This window comes from Pseudomonas saponiphila (genome assembly GCF_900105185.1).
GTDB classification, from domain to species: domain Bacteria; phylum Pseudomonadota; class Gammaproteobacteria; order Pseudomonadales; family Pseudomonadaceae; genus Aquipseudomonas; species Aquipseudomonas saponiphila.
Genome location: NZ_FNTJ01000001.1, coordinates 1,363,778 through 1,384,009, shown reverse-complemented (window position 1 = coordinate 1,384,009; position 20,232 = coordinate 1,363,778). Strand labels below are relative to the sequence as shown.

Annotated in this window: 21 protein-coding genes and 1 pseudogene; 8 read left to right on the top strand and 14 right to left on the bottom strand. The window is 61.9% G+C overall.

All coding sequences use genetic code 11. The features are described from left to right. Window position 1: 1 nt before the first annotated feature. The 3 genes from gcvT to BLV47_RS06640 all read left to right on the top strand — a co-directional run bounded on the left by gcvT (window position 2) and on the right by BLV47_RS06640 (window position 2,316). Complete coding sequence (gene gcvT, locus BLV47_RS06650) at window positions 2-1,126, top strand: glycine cleavage system aminomethyltransferase GcvT (RefSeq protein ID WP_092311300.1); 1,125 nt, start codon at window positions 2-4, stop codon at window positions 1,124-1,126. Between the two features lie 392 nt (window positions 1,127-1,518). Continuing rightward, complete coding sequence (locus BLV47_RS06645) at window positions 1,519-1,731, top strand: cold-shock protein (protein WP_007977299.1); 213 nt, start codon at window positions 1,519-1,521, stop codon at window positions 1,729-1,731. Between the two features lie 96 nt (window positions 1,732-1,827). Further along, entirely contained in the window at window positions 1,828-2,316 is a 489-nt protein-coding gene (locus BLV47_RS06640; protein ID WP_092311297.1) for an RDD family protein, read from the top strand. A 63-nt stretch (window positions 2,317-2,379) separates the two neighbouring features. Here BLV47_RS06640 and nadA read toward each other — a convergent pair whose 3' ends face one another. The 5 genes from nadA to BLV47_RS06615 all read right to left on the bottom strand — a co-directional run bounded on the left by nadA (window position 2,380) and on the right by BLV47_RS06615 (window position 6,973). Beyond that, window positions 2,380-3,438 (bottom strand): quinolinate synthase NadA, encoded by a 1,059-nt coding sequence (gene nadA / locus BLV47_RS06635; protein ID WP_092311294.1) that lies wholly within the window; start codon window positions 3,436-3,438, stop codon window positions 2,380-2,382. Window positions 3,439-3,603: 165 nt separating this feature from the next. Then, window positions 3,604-4,974 (bottom strand): ATP-binding protein, encoded by a 1,371-nt coding sequence (locus BLV47_RS06630; RefSeq protein ID WP_092311291.1) that lies wholly within the window; start codon window positions 4,972-4,974, stop codon window positions 3,604-3,606. Next, entirely contained in the window at window positions 4,950-5,615 is a 666-nt protein-coding gene (locus BLV47_RS06625) for a response regulator (RefSeq protein WP_092311288.1), read from the bottom strand. Before BLV47_RS06625 ends, BLV47_RS06630 begins: the two co-directional genes overlap by 25 nt. Window positions 5,616-5,741: 126 nt before the next feature. Next, the gene (locus BLV47_RS06620; RefSeq protein ID WP_092311285.1) at window positions 5,742-6,176 is read right to left on the bottom strand and encodes a hypothetical protein; all 435 of its coding nucleotides are present in this window, start codon (window positions 6,174-6,176) and stop codon (window positions 5,742-5,744) included. Between the two features lie 29 nt (window positions 6,177-6,205). Continuing rightward, window positions 6,206-6,973, bottom strand: coding sequence for a COG4705 family protein (locus BLV47_RS06615; protein WP_092311282.1), 768 nt, complete (start codon window positions 6,971-6,973; stop codon window positions 6,206-6,208). Between the two features lie 361 nt (window positions 6,974-7,334). On the opposite strand from BLV47_RS06615, the gene BLV47_RS06610 reads away from it, so the two are divergent. From BLV47_RS06610 to BLV47_RS06600, 3 genes are all read left to right on the top strand, one after another. After that, a complete protein-coding gene (locus BLV47_RS06610) occupies window positions 7,335-8,576 on the top strand; it encodes a type II and III secretion system protein family protein (protein WP_092311279.1) in 1,242 nt (413 codons plus the stop codon). Between the two features lie 107 nt (window positions 8,577-8,683). Continuing rightward, on the top strand, window positions 8,684-9,409 hold the full coding sequence (locus BLV47_RS06605) for a tetratricopeptide repeat protein (RefSeq protein ID WP_092311276.1): 726 nt from the start codon (window positions 8,684-8,686) through the stop codon (window positions 9,407-9,409). A gap of 2 nt (window positions 9,410-9,411) precedes the next feature. Next, window positions 9,412-9,669 carry a DUF3613 domain-containing protein gene (locus BLV47_RS06600; protein WP_092311273.1) on the top strand — a complete coding sequence of 86 codons (258 nt, stop codon included), beginning with the start codon at window positions 9,412-9,414 and terminating at the stop codon, window positions 9,667-9,669. A 117-nt stretch (window positions 9,670-9,786) separates the two neighbouring features. On the opposite strand, the gene BLV47_RS06595 is transcribed toward BLV47_RS06600, so the two are convergent. The 7 genes and pseudogenes from BLV47_RS06595 to BLV47_RS06565 all read right to left on the bottom strand — a co-directional run. After that, on the bottom strand, window positions 9,787-10,749 hold the full coding sequence (locus BLV47_RS06595) for a type II secretion system F family protein (RefSeq protein WP_092311270.1): 963 nt from the start codon (window positions 10,747-10,749) through the stop codon (window positions 9,787-9,789). Between the two features lie 27 nt (window positions 10,750-10,776). Continuing rightward, on the bottom strand, window positions 10,777-11,763 hold the full coding sequence (locus tag BLV47_RS06590) for a type II secretion system F family protein (RefSeq protein WP_092311267.1): 987 nt from the start codon (window positions 11,761-11,763) through the stop codon (window positions 10,777-10,779). Further along, complete coding sequence (locus BLV47_RS06585; protein WP_060840710.1) at window positions 11,760-13,199, bottom strand: TadA family conjugal transfer-associated ATPase; 1,440 nt, start codon at window positions 13,197-13,199, stop codon at window positions 11,760-11,762. Before BLV47_RS06585 ends, BLV47_RS06590 begins: the two co-directional genes overlap by 4 nt. A 3-nt stretch (window positions 13,200-13,202) precedes the next feature. Next, entirely contained in the window at window positions 13,203-14,420 is a 1,218-nt protein-coding gene (locus tag BLV47_RS06580; protein WP_092311264.1) for an AAA family ATPase, read from the bottom strand. After that, a complete protein-coding gene (locus BLV47_RS06575; protein WP_092311262.1) occupies window positions 14,414-14,917 on the bottom strand; it encodes a TadE/TadG family type IV pilus assembly protein in 504 nt (167 codons plus the stop codon). The genes BLV47_RS06580 and BLV47_RS06575 overlap by 7 nt, the downstream gene beginning before the upstream one ends. After that, window positions 14,917-15,387, bottom strand: coding sequence for a TadE/TadG family type IV pilus assembly protein (locus BLV47_RS06570; protein WP_092311260.1), 471 nt, complete (start codon window positions 15,385-15,387; stop codon window positions 14,917-14,919). Before BLV47_RS06570 ends, BLV47_RS06575 begins: the two co-directional genes overlap by 1 nt. Before the next feature lie 9 nt (window positions 15,388-15,396). After that, a pseudogene (locus tag BLV47_RS06565) lies at window positions 15,397-15,537 on the bottom strand (pilus assembly protein); the annotation flags it as partial. Window positions 15,538-15,760: 223 nt separating this feature from the next. On the opposite strand from BLV47_RS06565, the gene istA reads away from it, so the two are divergent. Further along, window positions 15,761-17,446, top strand: a complete 1,686-nt coding sequence (istA, locus tag BLV47_RS06560; protein WP_062838241.1) for an IS21 family transposase — start codon at window positions 15,761-15,763, stop codon at window positions 17,444-17,446. Then, window positions 17,334-18,083, top strand: coding sequence for an IS21-like element IS1474 family helper ATPase IstB (gene istB / locus BLV47_RS06555; protein WP_062838242.1), 750 nt, complete (start codon window positions 17,334-17,336; stop codon window positions 18,081-18,083). The genes istA and istB overlap by 113 nt, the downstream gene beginning before the upstream one ends. Window positions 18,084-18,139: 56 nt before the next feature. Here the strand turns inward: istB and BLV47_RS06550 are convergent, their stop codons facing one another. After that, window positions 18,140-19,375, bottom strand: coding sequence for a TadE/TadG family type IV pilus assembly protein (locus BLV47_RS06550; RefSeq protein WP_092311254.1), 1,236 nt, complete (start codon window positions 19,373-19,375; stop codon window positions 18,140-18,142). Between the two features lie 47 nt (window positions 19,376-19,422). Continuing rightward, window positions 19,423-20,229, bottom strand: a complete 807-nt coding sequence (cpaB, locus tag BLV47_RS06545) for a Flp pilus assembly protein CpaB (RefSeq protein ID WP_092311251.1) — start codon at window positions 20,227-20,229, stop codon at window positions 19,423-19,425. Window positions 20,230-20,232 lie beyond the last annotated feature (3 nt).

Genomic DNA, 20,232 nt, shown 5'->3' with positions numbered 1-20,232 from the left:
CATGTCCACCGAAACACTGTTGAAAACCCCGTTGCACAGCCTGCACCTGGAACTCGGCGCCCGCATGGTGCCATTCGCCGGTTACGACATGCCGGTGCAGTACCCGCTCGGGGTAATGAAAGAGCATCAGCACACCCGTGAGCAGGCCGGGCTGTTCGACGTGTCCCACATGGGGCAAATCCGCTTGAGCGGCTTCAATGCCGCACAGGCTCTGGAAACCCTGGTGCCGGTAGACATCCTTGACTTGCCGGTGGGCATGCAGCGCTACGCCATGTTCACCAACGAACAAGGCGGCATCCTCGACGACCTGATGGTCGCCAACCTGGGCGACGGGCAACTGTTCCTGGTGGTCAACGCCGCCTGCAAGGAACAGGACCTGGCCCACCTGCGCCGCCATCTCGGTGAGCAGTGCGACATTCAGCCGCTGTTCGAAGAACGCGCCCTGCTGGCCCTGCAAGGTCCGGCGGCAGTCAAGGTGCTGGCGCGCCTGGCGCCGGAAGTGGCAAGCATGACCTTCATGCAGTTCAAGCCGGTGACCGTGCTGGGTGTGGACTGCTTTGTCAGCCGTTCGGGCTACACCGGTGAAGACGGTTTCGAAATCTCGGTACCTGCCGAGCAGGCGGAAAAGCTCGCCCGTGCCCTGCTGGCTGAACCGGAAGTAGCGGCCATTGGCCTGGGCGCCCGCGACTCCCTGCGCCTGGAAGCCGGCCTGTGCCTGTATGGTCATGACATGAACAGCGACACCACGCCGATCCAGGCCAGCCTGCTGTGGGCCATCTCCAAAGCTCGCCGCGCCGATGGCGCACGGGCCGGCGGCTTCCCCGGGGCCGAGGTGATCTTTGCCCAACAACAGGGCGGCGTCGATCGCAAACGTGTCGGGCTGCTGCCTCAGGAACGCACGCCAGTGCGTGAAGGCGCGGAAATCGTCGACGCCGAAGGGAACATCATCGGCAGCGTGTGCAGCGGTGGCTTCGGTCCGACCCTCGGTGGTCCATTGGCGATGGGTTACCTCGATATCCAGCACTGCGCACTTGATACGCCAGTTGCAGCAATAGTACGTGGGAAAAAGGTGCCAATGCTTGTAAGCAAAATGCCATTCGTAGCCCAACGCTACTACCGAGGCTGAGGGACTGTTTCTATAAGTAACGCGGTTGCGTTAAAACTGCACTAATCTGTAACGCAACCGCCATAAAACAGTGCATATTTTTGCTACTGAACTCTACTTATAACCCCCGAAAACAATTGAACAACTCTATCGAATAAGCCCTGCCCGCTAGTTCCGCCAAACCTCGGCAAGCTGAGTAAAACCGGGGCTTCGCGGGGCTTGTTTTTTCTCCCGTAGTTGGCGTAGAGTTTCCCCACTGTGTTTGCATGGGTCGCTTGGAATCGTGACCTGGGCAGTAGCTAACAAGTTTGCTACAACCCGTTCGACGTCTCTTACTTTCCTGCAACCCAGCCCAGTACTCTTCCATGAGGAAGAGACTGTCATTAATTTTTTAGCGTCAAAGGAAATAAGAAATGTCCCAACGTCAGAGCGGTACCGTCAAGTGGTTTAACGACGAGAAAGGTTTTGGTTTTATCACTCCAGAAAGCGGTCCGGATCTGTTCGTACACTTCCGCGCCATTCAGGGCAACGGCTTCAAGAGCCTGAAAGAAGGCCAAAAAGTGACCTTCATCGCTGTGCAAGGCCAGAAAGGCATGCAAGCTGACGAAGTACAAGCAGAAGCTTAATCGTCTGTAACGAAAAAGCCCCTGATGCTGACATCAGGGGCTTTTTTGTGCGCGCAATTCCGTAAAATGGCTTCTTTTTTCAGTCGAGAGCCTGTCATGTCGAAACATCTGCTAAGCCCCCAAGGCGAGTTTCCCGCCGCCGGCCTGGGTCGTCGCCTGGCAGCGATGTTCTATGATTTTCTACTGTGCGTCGCCCTGCTGATCGTCACCGGCGGCATCTACAAACTGATCCAGATGCAGATCATCGGCGAAGCACGGATGCGTGCCTTGACCGAATCCGGCGCTCTGGATGGCGACCCGCTTTACTCCACCGTCCTGCTGTTTGTGCTATTCGGCTTCTTCGCCAAATTCTGGACCCATTCAGGGCAGACCCTGGGCATGCAGGTCTGGGGCATCCGCGTACAGAATGCCGACGGCAGCCGCATCAGCCTGTGGCAGGCATTGCTGCGCTTCATGGTGTCGATCGCGTCCTGGCTGTGTGCCGGCCTGGGCTTCTTCTGGGTGCTGGTGGACAAGCAGAAACGCAGCTGGCACGACATCTACTCCAACACCCAGCTGGTACGCATCCCTAAACAGAAGAAATAACCCGCCAGCAACAAAAACGCCCCGACAAGTCGGGGCGTTTGCATGACTACGGAATAAAGCCGCTCAGGCGTTACCCGCCAGTTTCATCCGCGCCGCCTGGGTGAAGTCCAGCATGCGCTTGAGTGGTCGAACGGCATTGGGGATCAGCGCCGGGTCCACCTGAATCTCGTTGCTGCCTTGTTGCAGGCACTGCAGGGTGCGCTCCAAGGTATTCATGGCCATCCACGGGCAATGAGCGCAACTGCGGCACGCTGCGCCGTTACCGGCCGTAGGCGCCTCGATGAACACCTTGTCCGGGCACAGCTGCTGCATCTTGTAGAAGATGCCGCGGTCGGTGGCGACGATGAAGGTCTTGTTCGGCAGACGCTGTGCGGCGGCAATCAGCTGACTGGTGGAACCGACCGCATCCGCCAGTTCGATCACCGAGCTCGGGGACTCCGGATGCACCAGGATGGCAGCCTCCGGGTACAGCGCCTTCATGTCTTCCAGTTGCTTGGACTTGAACTCTTCGTGAACGATGCAGGCACCGTCCCAGAGCAACATGTCGGCCCCGGTCTGGCGCTGGATGTAGGTGCCCAGGTGCTTGTCCGGCCCCCAGATGATTTTCTCACCGTTATCCATCAGGCTTTCGACGATCTCCAGCGCACAGCTGGAAGTCACCACCCAGTCGGCACGGGCCTTGACCGCCGCCGAGGTGTTGGCATAAACCACCACGGTGCGCTCGGGGTGCTTATCGCAGAAGGCCGAGAACTCGTCCACCGGGCAACCCAGGTCGAGCGAGCAAGTGGCCTCCAGAGTCGGCATCAGCACGCGTTTTTCAGGGTTGAGAATCTTCGCCGTCTCCCCCATGAAGCGCACCCCGGCAACCACCACGGTCTTGGCCGGATGAGCGTTGCCGAAACGGGCCATTTCCAGAGAGTCGGACACACAGCCACCGGTTTCTTCGGCCAGGGCCTGAATCACCGGATCACAATAGAAATGCGCAACCAGCACCGCGTCCTGAGCCTTGAGCTCTGCAGCGATGGCGGCACGAAAATGGGCCTCTTGCTCAGCACTCAAGGGTTTGGGCTGTTTGGCGTCGAGGTGGGCTTGAACCAGAAGGCGTTCGGAAATTTGCGTCATGTTCGCAAGACCTGCAGGCGCTTGGGCGCGAAAGTCGAGTATACCACCGGCTCCGGACCGCTTAGGGCCCCGCCGGGAGAGTGAGTTCATCAGGTACGGACAGCATTGGAGCCGCGCAAGGCTACAGAATATCCGGGGCATTCAAAAGCCAATTCTGCCCCGCGTCTAATCCTCCCGGCCCGGGTCGACCCGCGCAAACAACACCAAGACGCACAACCCGCTCCTGGCCTGTTCATCGGTGTAAGCGAAACGGATCTGGGCGCCGTAGCGCTCGGCGATCACCTTGACGATGGAAAGCCCCAATCCCGACCCCAGCTCCTCGCTCCCTAGACAGCGATAGAACGGGTCAAACACCCGATCACGCTCCTCTGGCGCAATACCAGGCCCCGTGTCGCAGACCTTAACCCCCACCTCACCGTGCTCCAGGCTTACCGACAAATCCACCTGCCCCCCCGGCGGGGTATAGCGAATAGCGTTATCCACCAGGTTCTTCACCACAACCAACAGGTCCACCTCGCTGATGCGTACCAGACCGTCCTGCCCGCCCTCCACGCCGATATCAATGGCCTTTTCTTCCGCCAGCGGCAGCAGGTCCTCCAGGACCTGCCGATAGACCGCGTGCACTGAAACCATGGCCACACCGGCACCAGCACCGGACTGTGCGGACGCCAGGCTCAACAACTGATCGATCAGCTTCTTGCTGCGCTCGATGCCCCGTCGCAACAACATCAGACGCTCCTGAGCCTGGCTCGACATTTCCACAGTGGCCAGCCGCTCGGCTTGCAAGGACAGGGCCGTCATCGGCGAACGCAACTCATGGGCTGCGTCGGCAACAAAACGTCGCTGCACGTCCATGGAGCGAGTCACCCGCGCCAGCAGTCGATTGATCGCCAGCACAAACGGGCGGACCTCCGTCGGCAAATGCCCTTCATCGATCGGATGCAGTTCCTGCTCGCCTCGCTGATCAATCTCCGCGGCCAAGACCTCGATCGGACGAAACAACGTGCGCACCAGATTGGCCAGCACCAGCAACAGCACGGGGAACAGAAACAAGAACGGAAGCAGGCTGCGCGCGGCACTCTCGCGTGCCTCTTTGTCCCGGGCGCCCATTTCCTGAGCCACGGCGATGCGCTGCCCCTGCGCGGTGGTCTTGACCAGTACCCGGAACGGCTCGTCCCCCACCGTCTGCGTCGACCAGCCATCGGCGAGCGTGGTCGGCAAGGGCAAAGGCGAGCTGTTGTCATCATCCCCGGCCGCCCTGGCGCCATCGGCCAGGTACTGTATGACCACTCTGGACTCCTCGTTGTCGCCTTCGATCGGCTGTTCATGCTCGGAGTAACTCAGGGTCATCTGCTGGCGCTCGAACAAGGCCGCAACCTGGCGCAGGGTGTTGTCCTGCATTTCCCGAGCCTCGTCGAATGCCGTAACAAAGGCGAAGACCGCCGCCAGCAGGGCAACGATCAGGATCGCCGTCGACAACACAATGGACAGGCGGAGCTGGACCGACTCGCTCAGACGTTTTTTGAAACCATCCATCCCATACCCCTGACGTTCTTGATCACCTGGCTTCCCAGCTTGCGGCGCAAGGCGTGGATCAGAAACTCCACCGCGTTGCTTTCCACTTCGTCCCCCCAACCATAGATGCGGTCCTCGAGTTCACTGCGCGAGAGAATCGCTCCGGGCCGGATCAACAGCGCCTGCAACAGGGCAAACTCCCGGTTCGACAGCTGCACATCAGCCTGCTGCGCGGTACTCGCCTGCTTCGAGACAGGGTCCAGCGACACCACGCCATTGCTCAACAGCGGCGCCGCACTTCCGCCCTTGCGGCGCATGACCGCACGCATGCGCGCCAACAGCTCGGCCATGGCAAAGGGCTTGGATAGGTAGTCATCCGCACCGCCGTCGAGGCCGCGCAAACGCTCATCCAGGCTGTCGCGGGCAGTGATGATCAGCAGCGGCACCGGGTTACCACCGCGTCGCAGGGTGTCGAGCACTTGCAGCCCGTCCTTGCCCGGCAATCCCAGATCCAGCAGCACCTGGTCATAATGCTGGGTGTCCAGAGCGGCGAGAGCGCTGCCCCCATTGCGCACCCAATCGACGGCATGGCCCGCGTCCTTGAGGGCCCCGACAATGGCCTCGCCGATCATGACATCGTCTTCCACCAGCAAGATCCGCATAGCACCTCCACAATGAATGAAGCGCGGCATCCCCCGGAGGGATACCGCGCCCAGCGTGCATCACCTTGGTCGGCAATCACGCGGCCTGTTACACACAGCGGCGCCCCGACCTCGCGGCAGATGGCCTCATTGCTTGCCCTGCAACGAGTTGAACGTCTTGAGCAGCTCATCCATGGCCAGTTTGCAGTCGGCCTGCCGTGGACTGCCGGCACGCAACGCGTCGAGTGCGCGATCGATCGCCTTGTCCAGCACGTGCCAGTCAGCGGCGGCACGGGGTTTCAATCCCGCTTCGGCGCTATCCCAGGAGAGCTCCAGATCCTTGATCCGGCTCTTGGCTGCGCTCAGATCGTTCTTGTCCACCAAGGTCGCCACCTCGGCACTGATGCCTTGGAATGCCGACAGATCCCCCAGCTTCGATACCGTGCCCTGGCCGGCCACAACCTGAGCTGACGCTGAGGACTTTTGTTCATCACCGGTCTTGGAGCATCCGGCGGCGCTCCCCAGCAGGACGATAGCGGAGAGGATCACGAGCTTACGAGTAGCAGAATGGAAAAGAGCCATCATTGATTCCTTGATTGAAAATGAGCGAATCACTCGGTAACACGCTGGCGATCAGCCACGCCGATCTGCGCAACAGTCACCAGCAGGAAAATCACGCAAAGGAAGATTCCGCTGGTCCAGGTCGCCCCCAGACCAAGGCCGCCGTATGTCTTGGCCTGAGTCAGAAGGTCGCCCAAGGAGGCGCCGAAAGGGCGCGTAAGGATGTAGGCGATCCAGAATGTCAGTACCGCATTGCCCCCCAATCGCCAGGCGGCAAAGGTCACGCCAATCAGTGCGGCAAAGATCACCACCCCCAGGGTGAACCCCAATCCCAGCGCCTCGGTGGCCAGATCACCGGCGGCGGTCCCCAGGGCAAAGGTGCACAGCACCGTCGCCCAGTAGAACAATTCGCGCCGAGGAGTCACGATCTGCCGGATCGAAAGACTGCGCTCAACGCCGTACCAGACAGCCAGGTTGGTCGCCAACAACAGTGCGAACAACGCCGTGCTGAGATACAGACTGACGCCCAACTGGTCGGTCAGCACATCGGTGACCTGGGTCCCGACAATGCTCACCAGCACCACGCTCAACCAGTAGACCCACGGCGTGTAGGCCCGGGTACGCAACTGCGTGAACAATGCCAGCGCCAGTAACAGCGCCATGCCGATGCTGGTCACCCCCTGCCCCAGGCCGGCATCGACAGCCAGATAATCGGCACAGGTTTCCCCGACCGTGGTGGACATGATCTTGATCACCCAGAAGGACAGCGTCACTTCGGGCACCTTGTTCAGCCAATTGGCCTGGATCAATGGCTTCATCTAGCACCTCTTCCTAACTGCGCCTGAATTGGCGCGGGACAGAGGTTACGAAGAAAAACTTAGCTGAAACTGAGCGGGCGTTGACGCGTCGGCCATGCCTCGGGAAATGCCCATCCGCCGTCCTTCCCAAGCATTTCGCGGGCTGTAGCAAAGCCAATGCTTGCACGGCTCGGTGGGCGCTCAGTGCATAGAGAGTTTTTTTTTACAATTAATAGCATTTTGAACTTTCTACGCTAACGTCAGATAACGAAACAGTTATCTGGGATCAGCAAGGAAAGGCCTATTTCAGAGTGCTCTGACGAATGATTCGTGGCGCCCGACTGTCCCGGCTGACCCTCCCAGCCAATCAAGGAAGCAGTAAATGAACAGTGATTGCTTGCAGATGCTCAGGCGAGTGACATGGACACTCATTTTCGCGGCTTTACCCACAGGAGTGACCCTGGCGGCAGCGAACAATTGTGCTGGGCTGGAACCACTACCGGCAGTGCTTGAAGTCAGCGAGGGCATGCAGACAGCCATACGCTCTCCCGTGGCCATCACCCGGCTGGCAGTGGGTGATCCGAAAATCGTCGACGTACACCTCAACGGCAATGATTCCTACTTGCTGACCGGCATTGCGCCCGGCGCCACCAGCTTGATGGTCTGGAGCGCCTGTTCCAGTTCGCCACGGCAAAGTATGGTCTTCGTCCAGGGCAAAGCCGCCCAGTCGCTGCTGGGCTCGCAGCTCCCCCCCTCTGAAAGCCCCTTGCTGCCCAGCCAGGTGCAGACCGACATCCGCTTTGTCGAAGTCAGCCGAACCAAGCTGAAAGAAGCCAGCACCTCGATCTTCGGCAAGAGCGGCAACTTTCTGTTTGGCTCGCCCGGATCGGTTCCCGGCGTCACAGTGACGCCCGGGCAGGTCGGCAACCTGGCACCCAATATCCCGCTGAATAATGGCAGCTTCAATATCGGCATTGGCGGCGGCAATGTGCTGGGGGTTATCAACGCACTTGAGGGCAGCGGCTTCGCCTATACCCTGGCTCGCCCCAGCCTTGTGGCCCTGAGCGGGCAGAGTGCGAGTTTCCTGGCCGGTGGCGAGGTGCCGATCCCGGTGCCAAGTTCGGGCAGCAACAACATTTCCATCGAATACAAGGAGTTCGGTATCCGCCTGACCCTGACCCCCACGGTCATCGGCAGCAACCGCATCGCCCTGAAAGTGGCGCCGGAAGTCAGCGAACTCGATTACAACAACGGCGTGATCATCTCCAGCACCCGAGTACCGGCACTGATCGTGCGGCGAACCGACACCAGCATTTCCCTGGCTGACGGCGAGAGTTTCGTGATCAGCGGCCTGATCAGCACCAACAACAGCTCCAACGTGCGCAAGCTGCCGGGCCTGGGCAACATTCCCATCATCGGCGCGTTCTTTCGCAACTCCACGATCAATCGTGAAGAGAAGGAACTGCTGATGGTGGTTACCCCCCATCTGGTGCAACCACTGGCCGCCAATGCCCAGTTGCCTTCACTACCGGGCGAGCCGTTGCGCAACTACGATCCGAACTGGTTCCGCATGTACTTCCTGGAAGACGGCGACTTTGATCGGCGCAGTGGACTATCACAATGAACCAGCACCTTGCCTCCTCCCAGGTGATGAAGTTGAGCAGTCCGGGGCTTGGCAGGCCGTGCCTGGAAGTCATGACCCGAGCATCGAGCGCTTTTCGGGAGCGGAAAATGAAAACCATGATAGTGGCGATAGGGCTGGCGATGCTCAGTGGCTGCGCCTCATCTGGAGGCGCATCCTGGTCGTCGCTGAGCGCTCCGCCAGAATGCGCCAAGATCAACTCCGACCAGGAATTGTCACTCAGCCTGGCAGACGAAATGATCAACAGCGGCAAACTGCATGCTGGCCTGGCCAACCTGCAACGCCTGCCCGATGACCTTCCGGCAGTGCGCCTGCGCAAGGCCAAGATCTACCGCCTGCTGGGACAACGCGAAGCCGAGCCACTGTACCGCAGCCTGCTCAGTGGTTGCCTGGCGGCAGAAGGCGAACATGGCCTGGGACAACTGGCTGCGGGGCGCGGCGATAACGAACAGGCGCTGGTGTACCTGCAACGCGCAGCCCGGCTTTCTCCCACTGACGAGAAGATCCGCAACGACCTGGGCGTGGTCTACCTCAATCAGCGACGCCTGAAAGAAGCCCGTTTCGAGTTCATCACCGCCATGGAGCTCAAGCAGTCGGATCAATTGGCGGCCCTGAATCTGGTGACCTTGCTGATCTATCAAGGGAACTGGAAACAAGCCTCGGAAGTGGTCAGCCGTGTCGGCCTGAGTCCGGGGCAAGTCACCGAAGCCAAGGCCCGCGCAGAAAAACTCAGGACCACGGCGCCCAATGATCGGGTAGCGACCGCCGGTGATCCGGCGCGACCCGAAGCCCCCCCCTCGACAACGCAGAGGTAGTGATGAAACACAACATGCTCAGTTGCCTGGGCCTCTTGCTGCTTCCCCTCGCGGCTCAGGCCATTCAACCCGGTCCATCCTCCCCACAGCAGCACATAACCGAAACCTGGTTGCAATTGCAGAACCGCAATCAGGTGGCGTCGAACACCCCGCAACCGGCGACCCCCGGTGAACGGGAGTTGAGCCTGCAACGCTGGATGGAGAGCTACAAACACGCGATCCCCGAGTACTACAAGGAATACTCGGGCAAGGGGAAATAAACCGTTACTGTCAGCGACCCGCCTCAAGCTCGGCGGCCATCGTTCGAGCCGACCTCCTGCACCTGCCCCATCCGCTGATGGAGCAGGCTGGCAGGCATCTACCGCGCCTCGCGTCCTTCATAACTTCCCGAAGACCTTGAATACGCCAATGATTGCCGGACCTATGGCCACCAGGAAAAAGCTCGGCCACAGGCAGAAAATCAGTGGAAAGATCAACTTGGTCCCGACTTTTGCAGCCTTTTCCTCCGCCAGCTGAGTACGCCGGTCGCGAAACTCCTCGGCATAGATCCGCAAGGTAGTCCCCACGCTCGTACCAAAGCGGATGCTCTGCGCCAGCAGGCTCACCAGGCCCCGAATGTCCTCCAGCCCGGTCCGATCCGCCAGGCGCTTGAGGGCTTCGGTGCTGGGAATACCGGCACGGATTTCAGAGTTGACCAGCGCCAGCTCCAGGGCCAGATCCGGTTGGCTGACGGCCATTTCCTCGGACACCCGCTCGATGGCCTGGGGCAAGGCCAGGCCGGACTCGACACAGACCACCATCAAATCAAGCGCATCCGGAAAGGCCACCAGCAAGCGGGTCGTGCGCGCCTGCCGCCGCGCACTGACATAGATCGCCGGAGCCAACCAGCCGATACCGGCCGCCAGAACCAGCAGGAAGATCCCCAGGAGCAGCGACAGCTTCGGAATCAGCGGCAGCACCAGGACCACCAGGCCCAGCATGAGCAACGGCGACAGCAAGCGCAGGGCCCAGTACATCTGCACCGCCGCAGGCGAGCGATACCCGGCGTGTATCAGCAGGGTCCGGGTCGCGGAGACCTGGTCCTGCTCTTGCGCTACAAAACGCTGGCCGACCTGTTCAAGCATCAACTGCAGGTTGCTCGGTGCCTCCCGGGTCACCGCGCCATGGCCACGCTTGATCAGCAACAGGCGACGCTGCACCGGGTCTTGCAGCCCCATCACCAGCAGCACCAGGGTCGCCACCGCGAACACCACGCTCAAGCCGATGGCCGCGGAGAACAGCAGGCGCGCGAGTGCTTCGTTGCCCACCACGCGATTGATCAGACTCAATAGATAATCCATGACCTCACCCCCTGCGAACGCCGATGTTCAAACCTGAATCCGGATGATTTTGCGTATCCAGAAAATGCCGATCAGCATCGCGATGAACGCCCCGATGACCAGCTTCTGGCCCAGCGGCTCCTGGAACAGCAAAGGTAGATAAGTCGGGCTCGAGAAGACGATCGCCGCCGCCAGTACGAAGGGCATCGACACCAGTATCCAGCCCGACATGCGCCCTTCGGCCGAGAGCGTCCGGACCTTGCGCTGAAAGCGAAAGCGCCCGCGGATCAGGCTGCTCAGGCGCTCCAGCACTTCCGTCAGATTGCCCCCCGTTTCACGGTGGATCAGCACAGTGGTCACCAGCATCATCACCGTCATGCTCGGCATGCGCTCCAGCAGGCCAAGCATCGCCCGGCGCACGTCATTGCCGTAGTTGATGTCGGAAAACGTCAGGCCGAATTCATGCGCGACCGGGCCCTTGTGCTCATCGGCGACCAGTTGCAGGGTTTCATTGAACGGGTGTCCGGCGCGCAGCGCCCGGCACACGGCATCCAGTGCATCCGGCAAGCCTTCTTCGAATTCGGCAAAACGCTTGCTGCGGTCGCGGGAGATCTTCAGCACCGGCAACCAGAACACCGCCATCGCCACCGGCAGCGCCACCCACCAGATTTGCAGAAGCACCCACAACAGCAAACCCACGGCACTCCCCAGCACCACACCGAGCAACAGCACCCGATAGGCACGGTACTCGTGACCGGACTGCTCGATCATCTGTGCCAGGCTTTCCATCACGGGCAATTGCTCCAGGCGAGCCTCCAGCGGTGACAGGCGACGCAAGTATTTCTGCCGCAGTATCGACTGCATGTTCGGCAGGTTGCTCGCGCGCTCCAGCAGATTGAGCCGGCCGCGAATACGCTTGCGCACCTTGCTCGCCTCACCGAACACCGGTATGACCAAGCCCTGGCTGAGAAGAAACATGGCGGTAAACACCATGCCGAGAAACGCTAGGATAAATTCGCTGGGGATCTGACTCATGGCTGGTCCTCCATCCATTCCGGCCGGAACAGGCTCAGCGGCAATTCAATGCCACGCTTGGCCAGCACGTTGCGAAACGCCGGCACCATTCCGGTGGGACGGAACTCGCCGACAACCTCGCCCTTCTCACCGATGCCACTGCGCACAAAGCTGAAGATCTCGGTCATGGTGATGATTTCACCCTCCATGCCGTTGATCTCCTGCACGCTGACCAGGCGCCGCGTACCGTCTTCCTGGCGCTCCAACTGGATCACCACACCTATGGCCGAGGCGATCTGCTGGCGCATGGCCTTGATCGGGAACGTCGCCCCCGTCATCGAAACCATGTTCTCGATCCGCCCCAGGGCATCACGCGCGGTGTTGGCGTGAATGGTGGTCAGCGACCCATCGTGTCCGGTGTTCATCGCGGTCAACATGTCCAGCGCTTCGGCACCCCGTACCTCACCGATCACGATGCGGTCCGGGCGCATCCGCAGGCTGTTGCGCACCAGTTCCCGCTGGCTCACCTCACCACGGCCCTCAATGTTCGATGGGCGGGTTTCCAGGCGCACCACATGGGGTTGCTGCAACTGCAGCTCGGCCGAGTCCTCGATGGTGACAATCCGCTCGTTATGCGGGATGAAGCTGGACAACACATTGAGCATGGTGGTCTTGCCACTGCCGGTCCCGCCGGAAATCAGCACATTGAGCCGACCACGGACGATGGCCTTGAGCATCAGCGCGATGGCCGGCGTCAGGGTGCCCATCTGCACCAGGCTCTCGGTATTGAGCAGGTCCACGGCAAAGCGGCGGATGGACATGCTCGGCCCGTCGATGGCCAGCGGCGGAATGATCGCGTTGACCCGCGAACCGTCCTTCAGGCGCGCGTCCACCAGGGGCGAAGACTCATCAATGCGCCGCCCCAGGCTGGAAACGATGCGATCGATGATGTTCAGCAGATGATGATCGTCACGAAAGTGCACATCGGTCCTCTGCAACTTGCCGAAGCGCTCCACGTACACCGAGGCATGGCCGTTGACCAGGATGTCGGACACCGTATGGTCGGCCAGCAGCGGCTCCAATGGCCCAAGCCCCAGCACCTCATCGGTGATCTGCTTGATGATCAGCTGACGGCTGCTGGCACTGACCGGCGCCGAGTGCTCGTCGAGCAGCCGCAGGCTGAGCTCGCGGATCTGCCGCCCGGCGTCGGCCGGTTCCAGCGTATCCAGCAAGGACAGGTCCATGACCTTGAGCAACTGCTGGTAGATCTTCTCCCGCCACTCGGTCTCCATCGAACTGAGTTTGGTCCGGGTCTCGTAGAGCACATCGGGCACGCTGGCTTCCCAGGCCATGAGCACGCTGACACAGTCCTCACTGCTGATGGCTGCGGCTGGCCCATCTGCCGGGGCTGGCTTGCTGGATTGCTGACGCAGGCGATTTCGAAAGTCGCTGAGCATGGCTTACCCTCCGAACAGACGGCTGAAAGTACGTTTGAGCAGACCCTGCTCCTCGGCCTGGATACCGATCAGGCGCTGACTCAAGTCGCGCAGGGCCGCGGTGATGCCGGCACGCGGCGCGTGCAGCTCCAGCGGCACGCCGGTGTTCTGGCTCTCGCCCACCACCGCATAGTCGTTGGGCAGTTTGTGCAGATCGGTGCAGCGCAATGCCTCGCCAATGTCCTTGAGGCTGACGGCCGAGGACTTGTCGTAGCGATTGACCACCACCTGCAGACGGTTGTTCTGCACCCCCAGGTCGTCGCGCAGAATGCGCAGCAGGTGGGTGCCGTCCTTCAGGTGGCTGAGACTCTGCTGCAGCACGATGAAGACGTGATCGGCATGCTCCAGGGTGATGCCGGTGAGATGGTCGATCTGCCTCGGCAGATCCACCACCACCCAGTCATAGGTGCTGCGCGCCAGGCGCAACAAGCCTTCGAGCTGTTCAATGCGGATGTCCTGAGCCAGGAACAGTTCCCCGGTACGCCCCCCCAGCACATGCAGGGTGGGGCTGAAATGGCTGCAATAGCCGCGCAAGGCAATACCATCCAGGCTCTCGACCTGTTGCAGCACCTCCACATGACTGTGGGTCGGCATGACATCAAAACAGTGGGTCACGCTGCCAAACTGCAGGTCCAGGTCCAGCAGCAGGGTTCGGCCACCCCGCTCGCTGAGCTGATGGGCCAGATTGCAGGCCAGCATGGAAGCGCCCGATCCGCCCTTGGCATTCATCACCGCAATCAACTTGCCCCCTGCCCCCTGTTCCGCATGGGCCTCCATCACCATGCGGCCCAGCGCCGCCTGCAACTCCTCGGCGGCGACCGGCTCCGGCAGAAAGTCACGGGCACCGGCCTGCATCGCCAGGCGCATGCCTTCACGCTCGTCCAGCGGGCCACAGACCAGAAGTGGCGGACGCTCCTTCACCGGATGCTGCAACAGCGCCGCCAGCTCCTCGCGCCACAGGTGGCTGACCCTCAACAACAGGAAGTCCGGCATCTGCTCCAACCCATACAACGGATCGGTATGACCATTGCTCACCAGGCGCGTACTGACCTGCAGGCCGGGCAGCTTCGAGCTCAGGGCTTTCAGATGACTCAAGGCCGACGCATCTCGCCCACTGATCAGCAGGCGCATGCCGGATCTGTCAGCCGCGGGGGTGGCGGGGGCTGCTCGGGTACTTAGCATGGTGTGATCTCCGGATTGACCGTCGCATCAGGCTGTCGACCCAGGCTTTCGCGCGGCACGGTGGACTTGAACATCGGCAAAATGAACGCCCCGCCAAACCCGGGGATCAGCAGGTTGAAACTGAAATTCGACACCTCCAGCCGGACATAGCGGATGGCGATAAAACCGGTGCTGCTGGTGAGGTCGTTGGGGTTGGCGACCACCGCGCCGTTTGCATCCAGGTAGACCAGTTTCAGATTGGCGCTGGTGAGGCTGGCGATCAGGCTGCTGGCGCCGGTATTGGTCGCCGAGTTGAACATCGCCCGCCGCAGAATGACCGGGTCCTTGATATCGCACACCGCCGCCAGGCGAGCGCCGCGGCGTACCGTTTCATTAAGGGTGTTGACGGTGAAATACAGCCGGCCGACCTCCAGGGCGCCGAACAGCAGGGTGAACAGCACCAGGCTGGCGATGGCAAATTCGACGATATACACCCCACGCATGTGCCGGACGTTCATCACAAGGCCCTCATCACGATAGTCGAGGTCAACGCCAGGCCCAGCGGCACGCTGCTGCCATAGAGAGCAGGCAGCGCGCTGCCGATCACCGGCACGAAGGTGTAGTTGATGCTGACCTGGACATGGTCGGTCCCGACCGTGCTGACCTGCACATTGCCGGTCGTCAGGCCGGAAACCACGGGGGGGTAGCCATTGGGATTGGCGGGGACGCCGTAAACCGCAACATTCTGGGTCTGGGAGATCAGCGAAGAACTCAGGCTGACCGTGCCAAGGGTGCCGTTCCAGGCCTGGGCGGCGGCAAAGCGCCCGGCGTCACGGCTGGCCTGCATCAGGCTGTTGTACTGGAACAACATGCGCCCGAATTCACCGAAGGTCAGCATCAGCAACGCCAGCAGCGGCAGGGTAATTGCCAGCTCCACCATCGCCATGCCGCTCTGGGCGGTCGGCAGTCTGTATCCACTGCGTCTCATCACTCCCTCCTACGAGTCGGTACTCGGCGTCTGGTTGTTGTCGATGTAGGTCTTGTACAACTGGATGATCTGCGGCCCGGAAGTGTTCGCCGGGTTGGGGCCCGGCACGTTGTCGCCTTCGCATTGACTGACGAACTGACCGAAGATCTGCGGATTTCGGAGCACCGTGACCGGCCGTTTCGGTTGATCGTGACCGGTCATTTCGCTAACGCGTGACCGCTCATTTCGGTAGCAACGTGACCGATTTTCCGCCTGTTCCGAAACAGGTGGTCACGGCTTACCGAAATCGCCGGTCACGACTTAGCGAAAGCCTTCCCCTTCGTTGCGCATGACCTGATGCGCCGCCATCCTCGACCGATTTCGGGAGAGGAAGATGGCGGCGCCGCGAGTAGCCATGCGAAACATCAAAGAATGTCTGCGCCTCAAGTTTGAGGCCGGCTTGTCCCACGAGAAGATTGCCCGTGCCTTGCAGCTGTCCAAGGGCGTGGTTAGCAAGTACATCGCGGCGGCGCGGGTGGCCGGGCTGGACTGGCCGGCGCTGGTGGCCATGGACGAGGCCGCGCTGGCGGCCGCCTTGTTTGCACCGACGTCGACGAACAAGCCGCGCGGTGAGCGAGTGCTGCCCGATGTGCTGAGCATCCACCGCGAGTTGCGACGCAAGGGCGTGACCTTGCAGCTGCTGTGGGAGGAATATCTCGCCGCGCATGCGGGCCAGCCGACCTACCGCTACACCCAGTTCGTCGAGCACTACCGGCGCTACGCCCAGACGCTCAAACGTTCGATGCGTCAGCTGCACCGTGCGGGCGAGAAGCTATTCATCGACTATGCCGGGCCGACGCTGCCGGTGGTCGACCCGGCCACCGGCGAAGTGCGCCGGGCGCACATCTTCGTCGCCGCCCTGGGCGCCTCGAATTACACCTATGCCTGCGCGACGCCAGGCGAAACCCAGGTGGACTGGCTGACCTCGCTGGGCCAGGCTCTGACCTACTTTGGCGGCGTGCCGGAAATGGTTGTGCCGGACAATCCGCGCGCCCTGGTCGCCCAGCCGGATCGCTACGAGCCGGGCCTGAACCGGGCCACGCTGGAGTGCGCGCGTCATTACCAGACGGTGATCCTGCCGGCACGGCCACGCAAGCCTCAGGACAAGGCCAAGGCCGAGGTGGCGGTGCAGGTGGTCGAGCGCTGGATCATGGCGCGGCTGCGCCATCGGCAGTTCTTCAGCCTGCATGCGCTTAACCAGGCCATCGCCGAGCTGCTGGAGGATCTGAATCGGCGCCCGTTCAAGCGGCTCGATGGCTGCCGGCGCGACTGGTTCGAGCGCCTGGATCGCCCGGCCTTGCGAGCGCTGCCGGTGCATCCCTACGAGGTCGCCACCTTCAAGCGCTGCAAGGTCAGCATCGACTACCACATCGAGGTCAATGGCAGCTTCTACAGCGTGCCCTCCGCCCTGGCCCGGCAGAACGTGGACGTGCGACTGACGGCACACACCCTGGAAGTGCTGCATGGCAACCGGCGGGTGGCCAGCCACCTGCTGCTGGGGCGACGCGGCGCTTACAGTACCCAGCGCGAGCACATGCCCGCGGCGCACCAGGCGCATCGCGAATGGACGCCACAACGCCTGCTCGACTGGGGCGCGCGGATCGGCCCCTACACGCGCCAACTGATCGATCACCAACTGACCCACAAGCCGCACCCGGAGATGGGCTACCGCGCCTGCCTCGGCCTGCTCTCGCTGGCCCGGCGCTATGGCAATGCACGCCTGGAAGCCGCTGCCGAACGTGCCGTACACCTGCGCGCCTTCACCGGGCGCAGCGTGCGCAACCTGCTCCAGCAAGGCCTGGATCAACAGCCGCTGCCCCAGCGTGCCGCCGAAACGACCTTACCCGGCGACCACGAGAACGTCCGTGGCGCCGACTACTACCAACCCCCGCAACAGGAGCTGTTCGATGATGCCGCAACACACCCTGAATCAACTGCACCAGCTACGCCTGGACGGCATGGCCCGCGCCCTGGAAGAGCAATGGACGCTGCCGGCCAGCCACAGCCTGAGCTTCGATGAACGCCTCGGCCTACTGCTCGACCGCGAACTGGCCTGGCGTGACAACCAGCGCCTGGTACGGCTGCGCAAGAAGGCCAAGCTCAAGTACGCCAACGCCTGCCTGGAAGATCTCGACCGCCGCACCGGACGCGCCCTGGACGAGCGTCTGATCGCCACCCTGGCCAGTGGCGACTGGATCCGCCAGCAGCACAACCTGCTGCTGACCGGCCCGACCGGTGCCGGCAAAACCTGGCTGGCCTGCGCCCTGGGCAACCAGGCCTGCCGCCAGGGCTATAGCACCCTGTACCTGCGCACCCCGCGCCTGCTGGAACAACTGCGCATCGCTCATGGCGACGGCAGCTTCGGCCGTACCCTGCAACAGCTGGCAAAGGTCGACGTCCTGGTGCTGGACGACTGGGCGCTAGCCCCGCTGGAGGAAGGAGCCCGGCATGACCTGCTGGAGGTGATCGACGACCGCGCTGGCAGCCGCTCCACCATCCTGACGAGCCAACTGCCCATCGAGCACTGGCACGGCTGGATCAACGACCCGACCCTGGCCGATGCCATCCTCGACCGCCTGGTGCACAACGCCTACCGACTGACGATGAAAGGCGAGTCGCTGCGCCGAAAAAAAGCCGAGGAACAAGCCGCATCGTGACCGATGCGATTACAATCCAGAACCCGCGCAACCGGGGTGGAAGCACCGGTCACGTATTAGCGAAACGCTCGGTCACGTTCACCGAAATCCGCAAAGATCTGCGCCGAATTGCCCTGTTGCGCCTCGGGCTGCAGCACGAAGTAGCAACCGAAACCGAGCACCGGAATTGACGAGGCGCCGTCGTTCTTGCCCGAGCAGTCGCCGATCACGATCTTCAGGATCCGCCGCTCGAACACGCCGTTGCTCTGGCAACCACCGCCGGTGCCGGCGACACAGCCTGCCGAGGCCTGAACCCAGTTGTTGTAGCCATACAAGGCACCACTGGGCGTGGACAGATTGCCGTTGCTCGAAGTGACCGCTTGCCCGTTGTACTGGATCTGCGCCGGAGAGCCGGTGTAAGTCAGCGACTTGGCGTTGACGGTAGTCACCAGGTCCGGTGGATAATCCGACGCGCTGAGGCCACCGCTGTACTGGTTGAAGCGGGTATTGAGCCCCTGGGCAGATGGCCCCACGGTGTTGCCCGGCTTGGTCAGGACAGTGGAACCCACGCTGTTGCACTGATTGATTCCACCCGCCAGCGCCTGCCTGACCGTATTGCCGCCAGAACCGAAGTCCAGCAGTTGAAAATTCCCCGGGCCGATTGCCGAGTTGTTGTTGGCCGCGGTTTTCAATACCTGCAGATCGCCGAACTTGTAGCCCCAGAACATGCCGGTGGCCGGGTTGTTCTTGCTGGGGTCGCCGCACACCAGCAACGGCGTCAGGTCGCACGGGCTGGTTGGGCTCGGGCCCGCAGTAGCCACGGCCGCCACCGACTTGTTGCCGCCATTGCCCAAGGCCTGGAACACGCCCCAGAAAAAGCTGCTCAAGGGATAGTTGGCTACCGTGACCCGGACATAGGTGGCATTGGCCGGCCCGGGGAAAGAGAAAGGTCCATACACGCTGGAGGCCAGTTCGACCTTGGCGAACCCCGAGGCGTTACCGCCAATGGCCTTGGCCAGCTCCTGGTTGCCGGAAGCATTGGCATTGAGGGTCAAGGTGGCCAACGCGGCGGTCTGGGTCAGGCTTGCGGCACCAGTCACGCCCGGCACCATGCTCAGGGTCTTGGCGCCACTCAATGCCGCCGCGTCCACGGCATTTTGCAGCCGTGTCTTGTTCAGCAGCATATGGCTGCCATCCAGGGCCAGGGCGCCCATCAACAGGAGCGAGGCCATGGCGATCACCACCAGGATGATCATCGCCCCGCGCTGACGGGACGGAAACGCGGTGAGCGGCGGCCGTATACACGATTTCATCTTCAAGCCCTCCCCTTCTCGCTCTGTCCCTGTCCAGCCCGAACCGCCTACAGAGCCTTGATGACATTGACCTCGACACCGCGGATTACCGTGATCCCAGCAGCCTCAGGAGCCGCGCGGCGGTGCACGAGCGGCTTGCTCACTACGGGTGCCGGCGCTTCCTGAACCATGGCCACCGGCTCGACGGGCAGAGGCCGCTTGTTGTTATCCAGCGGATTGCGCAGGGCCAGTTGCAGCTTGCCTGCCGTCATGCCCTTGACCAGCACTTCTGCCTGAACCGGCGTCATCTCCAGGGTCACTGCACGCACGACCACCGGCTGGGTCTTGTCGGTACTGGCGGTCTGGTCCACGGCCAGTACCCGCAGGTCCTCGAGGATGGTCTTGGATTCGGCATTGCCATCGTTGCCAGTCTGGCGAGTGGCCAGGACATCGACCCGATTGCCCGGGAGCAGGAACCCGCCGACGCCGACCACATCGTCCACCCGGACCGATATCGCACGTTTGTCCGGCTCGATCAGCGATGCCAGGGTGCTGCCCCCCAGGTGCTCGGCCAGGCGCGCAGCGCGCAGGATGTCGCCGCGCAGCATGGAGAATGTGGCGATCTTGCCCACCACCTTGTCGGTGGAGTCAAAGGCATCGTCCGGAACCGCATCCTTGGGCATGCGCACCACGCCCACCTGCTGGGCTTCTACCATCTGCCCGAAGGCAATCTCGACAGTGGCCACCACCACGTTGCGCTGGTTGTCGTCGGGACCGACATTGAGCCGTGCATTGAGCCAGTTGTTGGCCATCCATGCCGCGCCCAAGCCCAGGATCAGGGACAAGGCAATGAGGGTGAATGTGCGAGAGCTCATAGG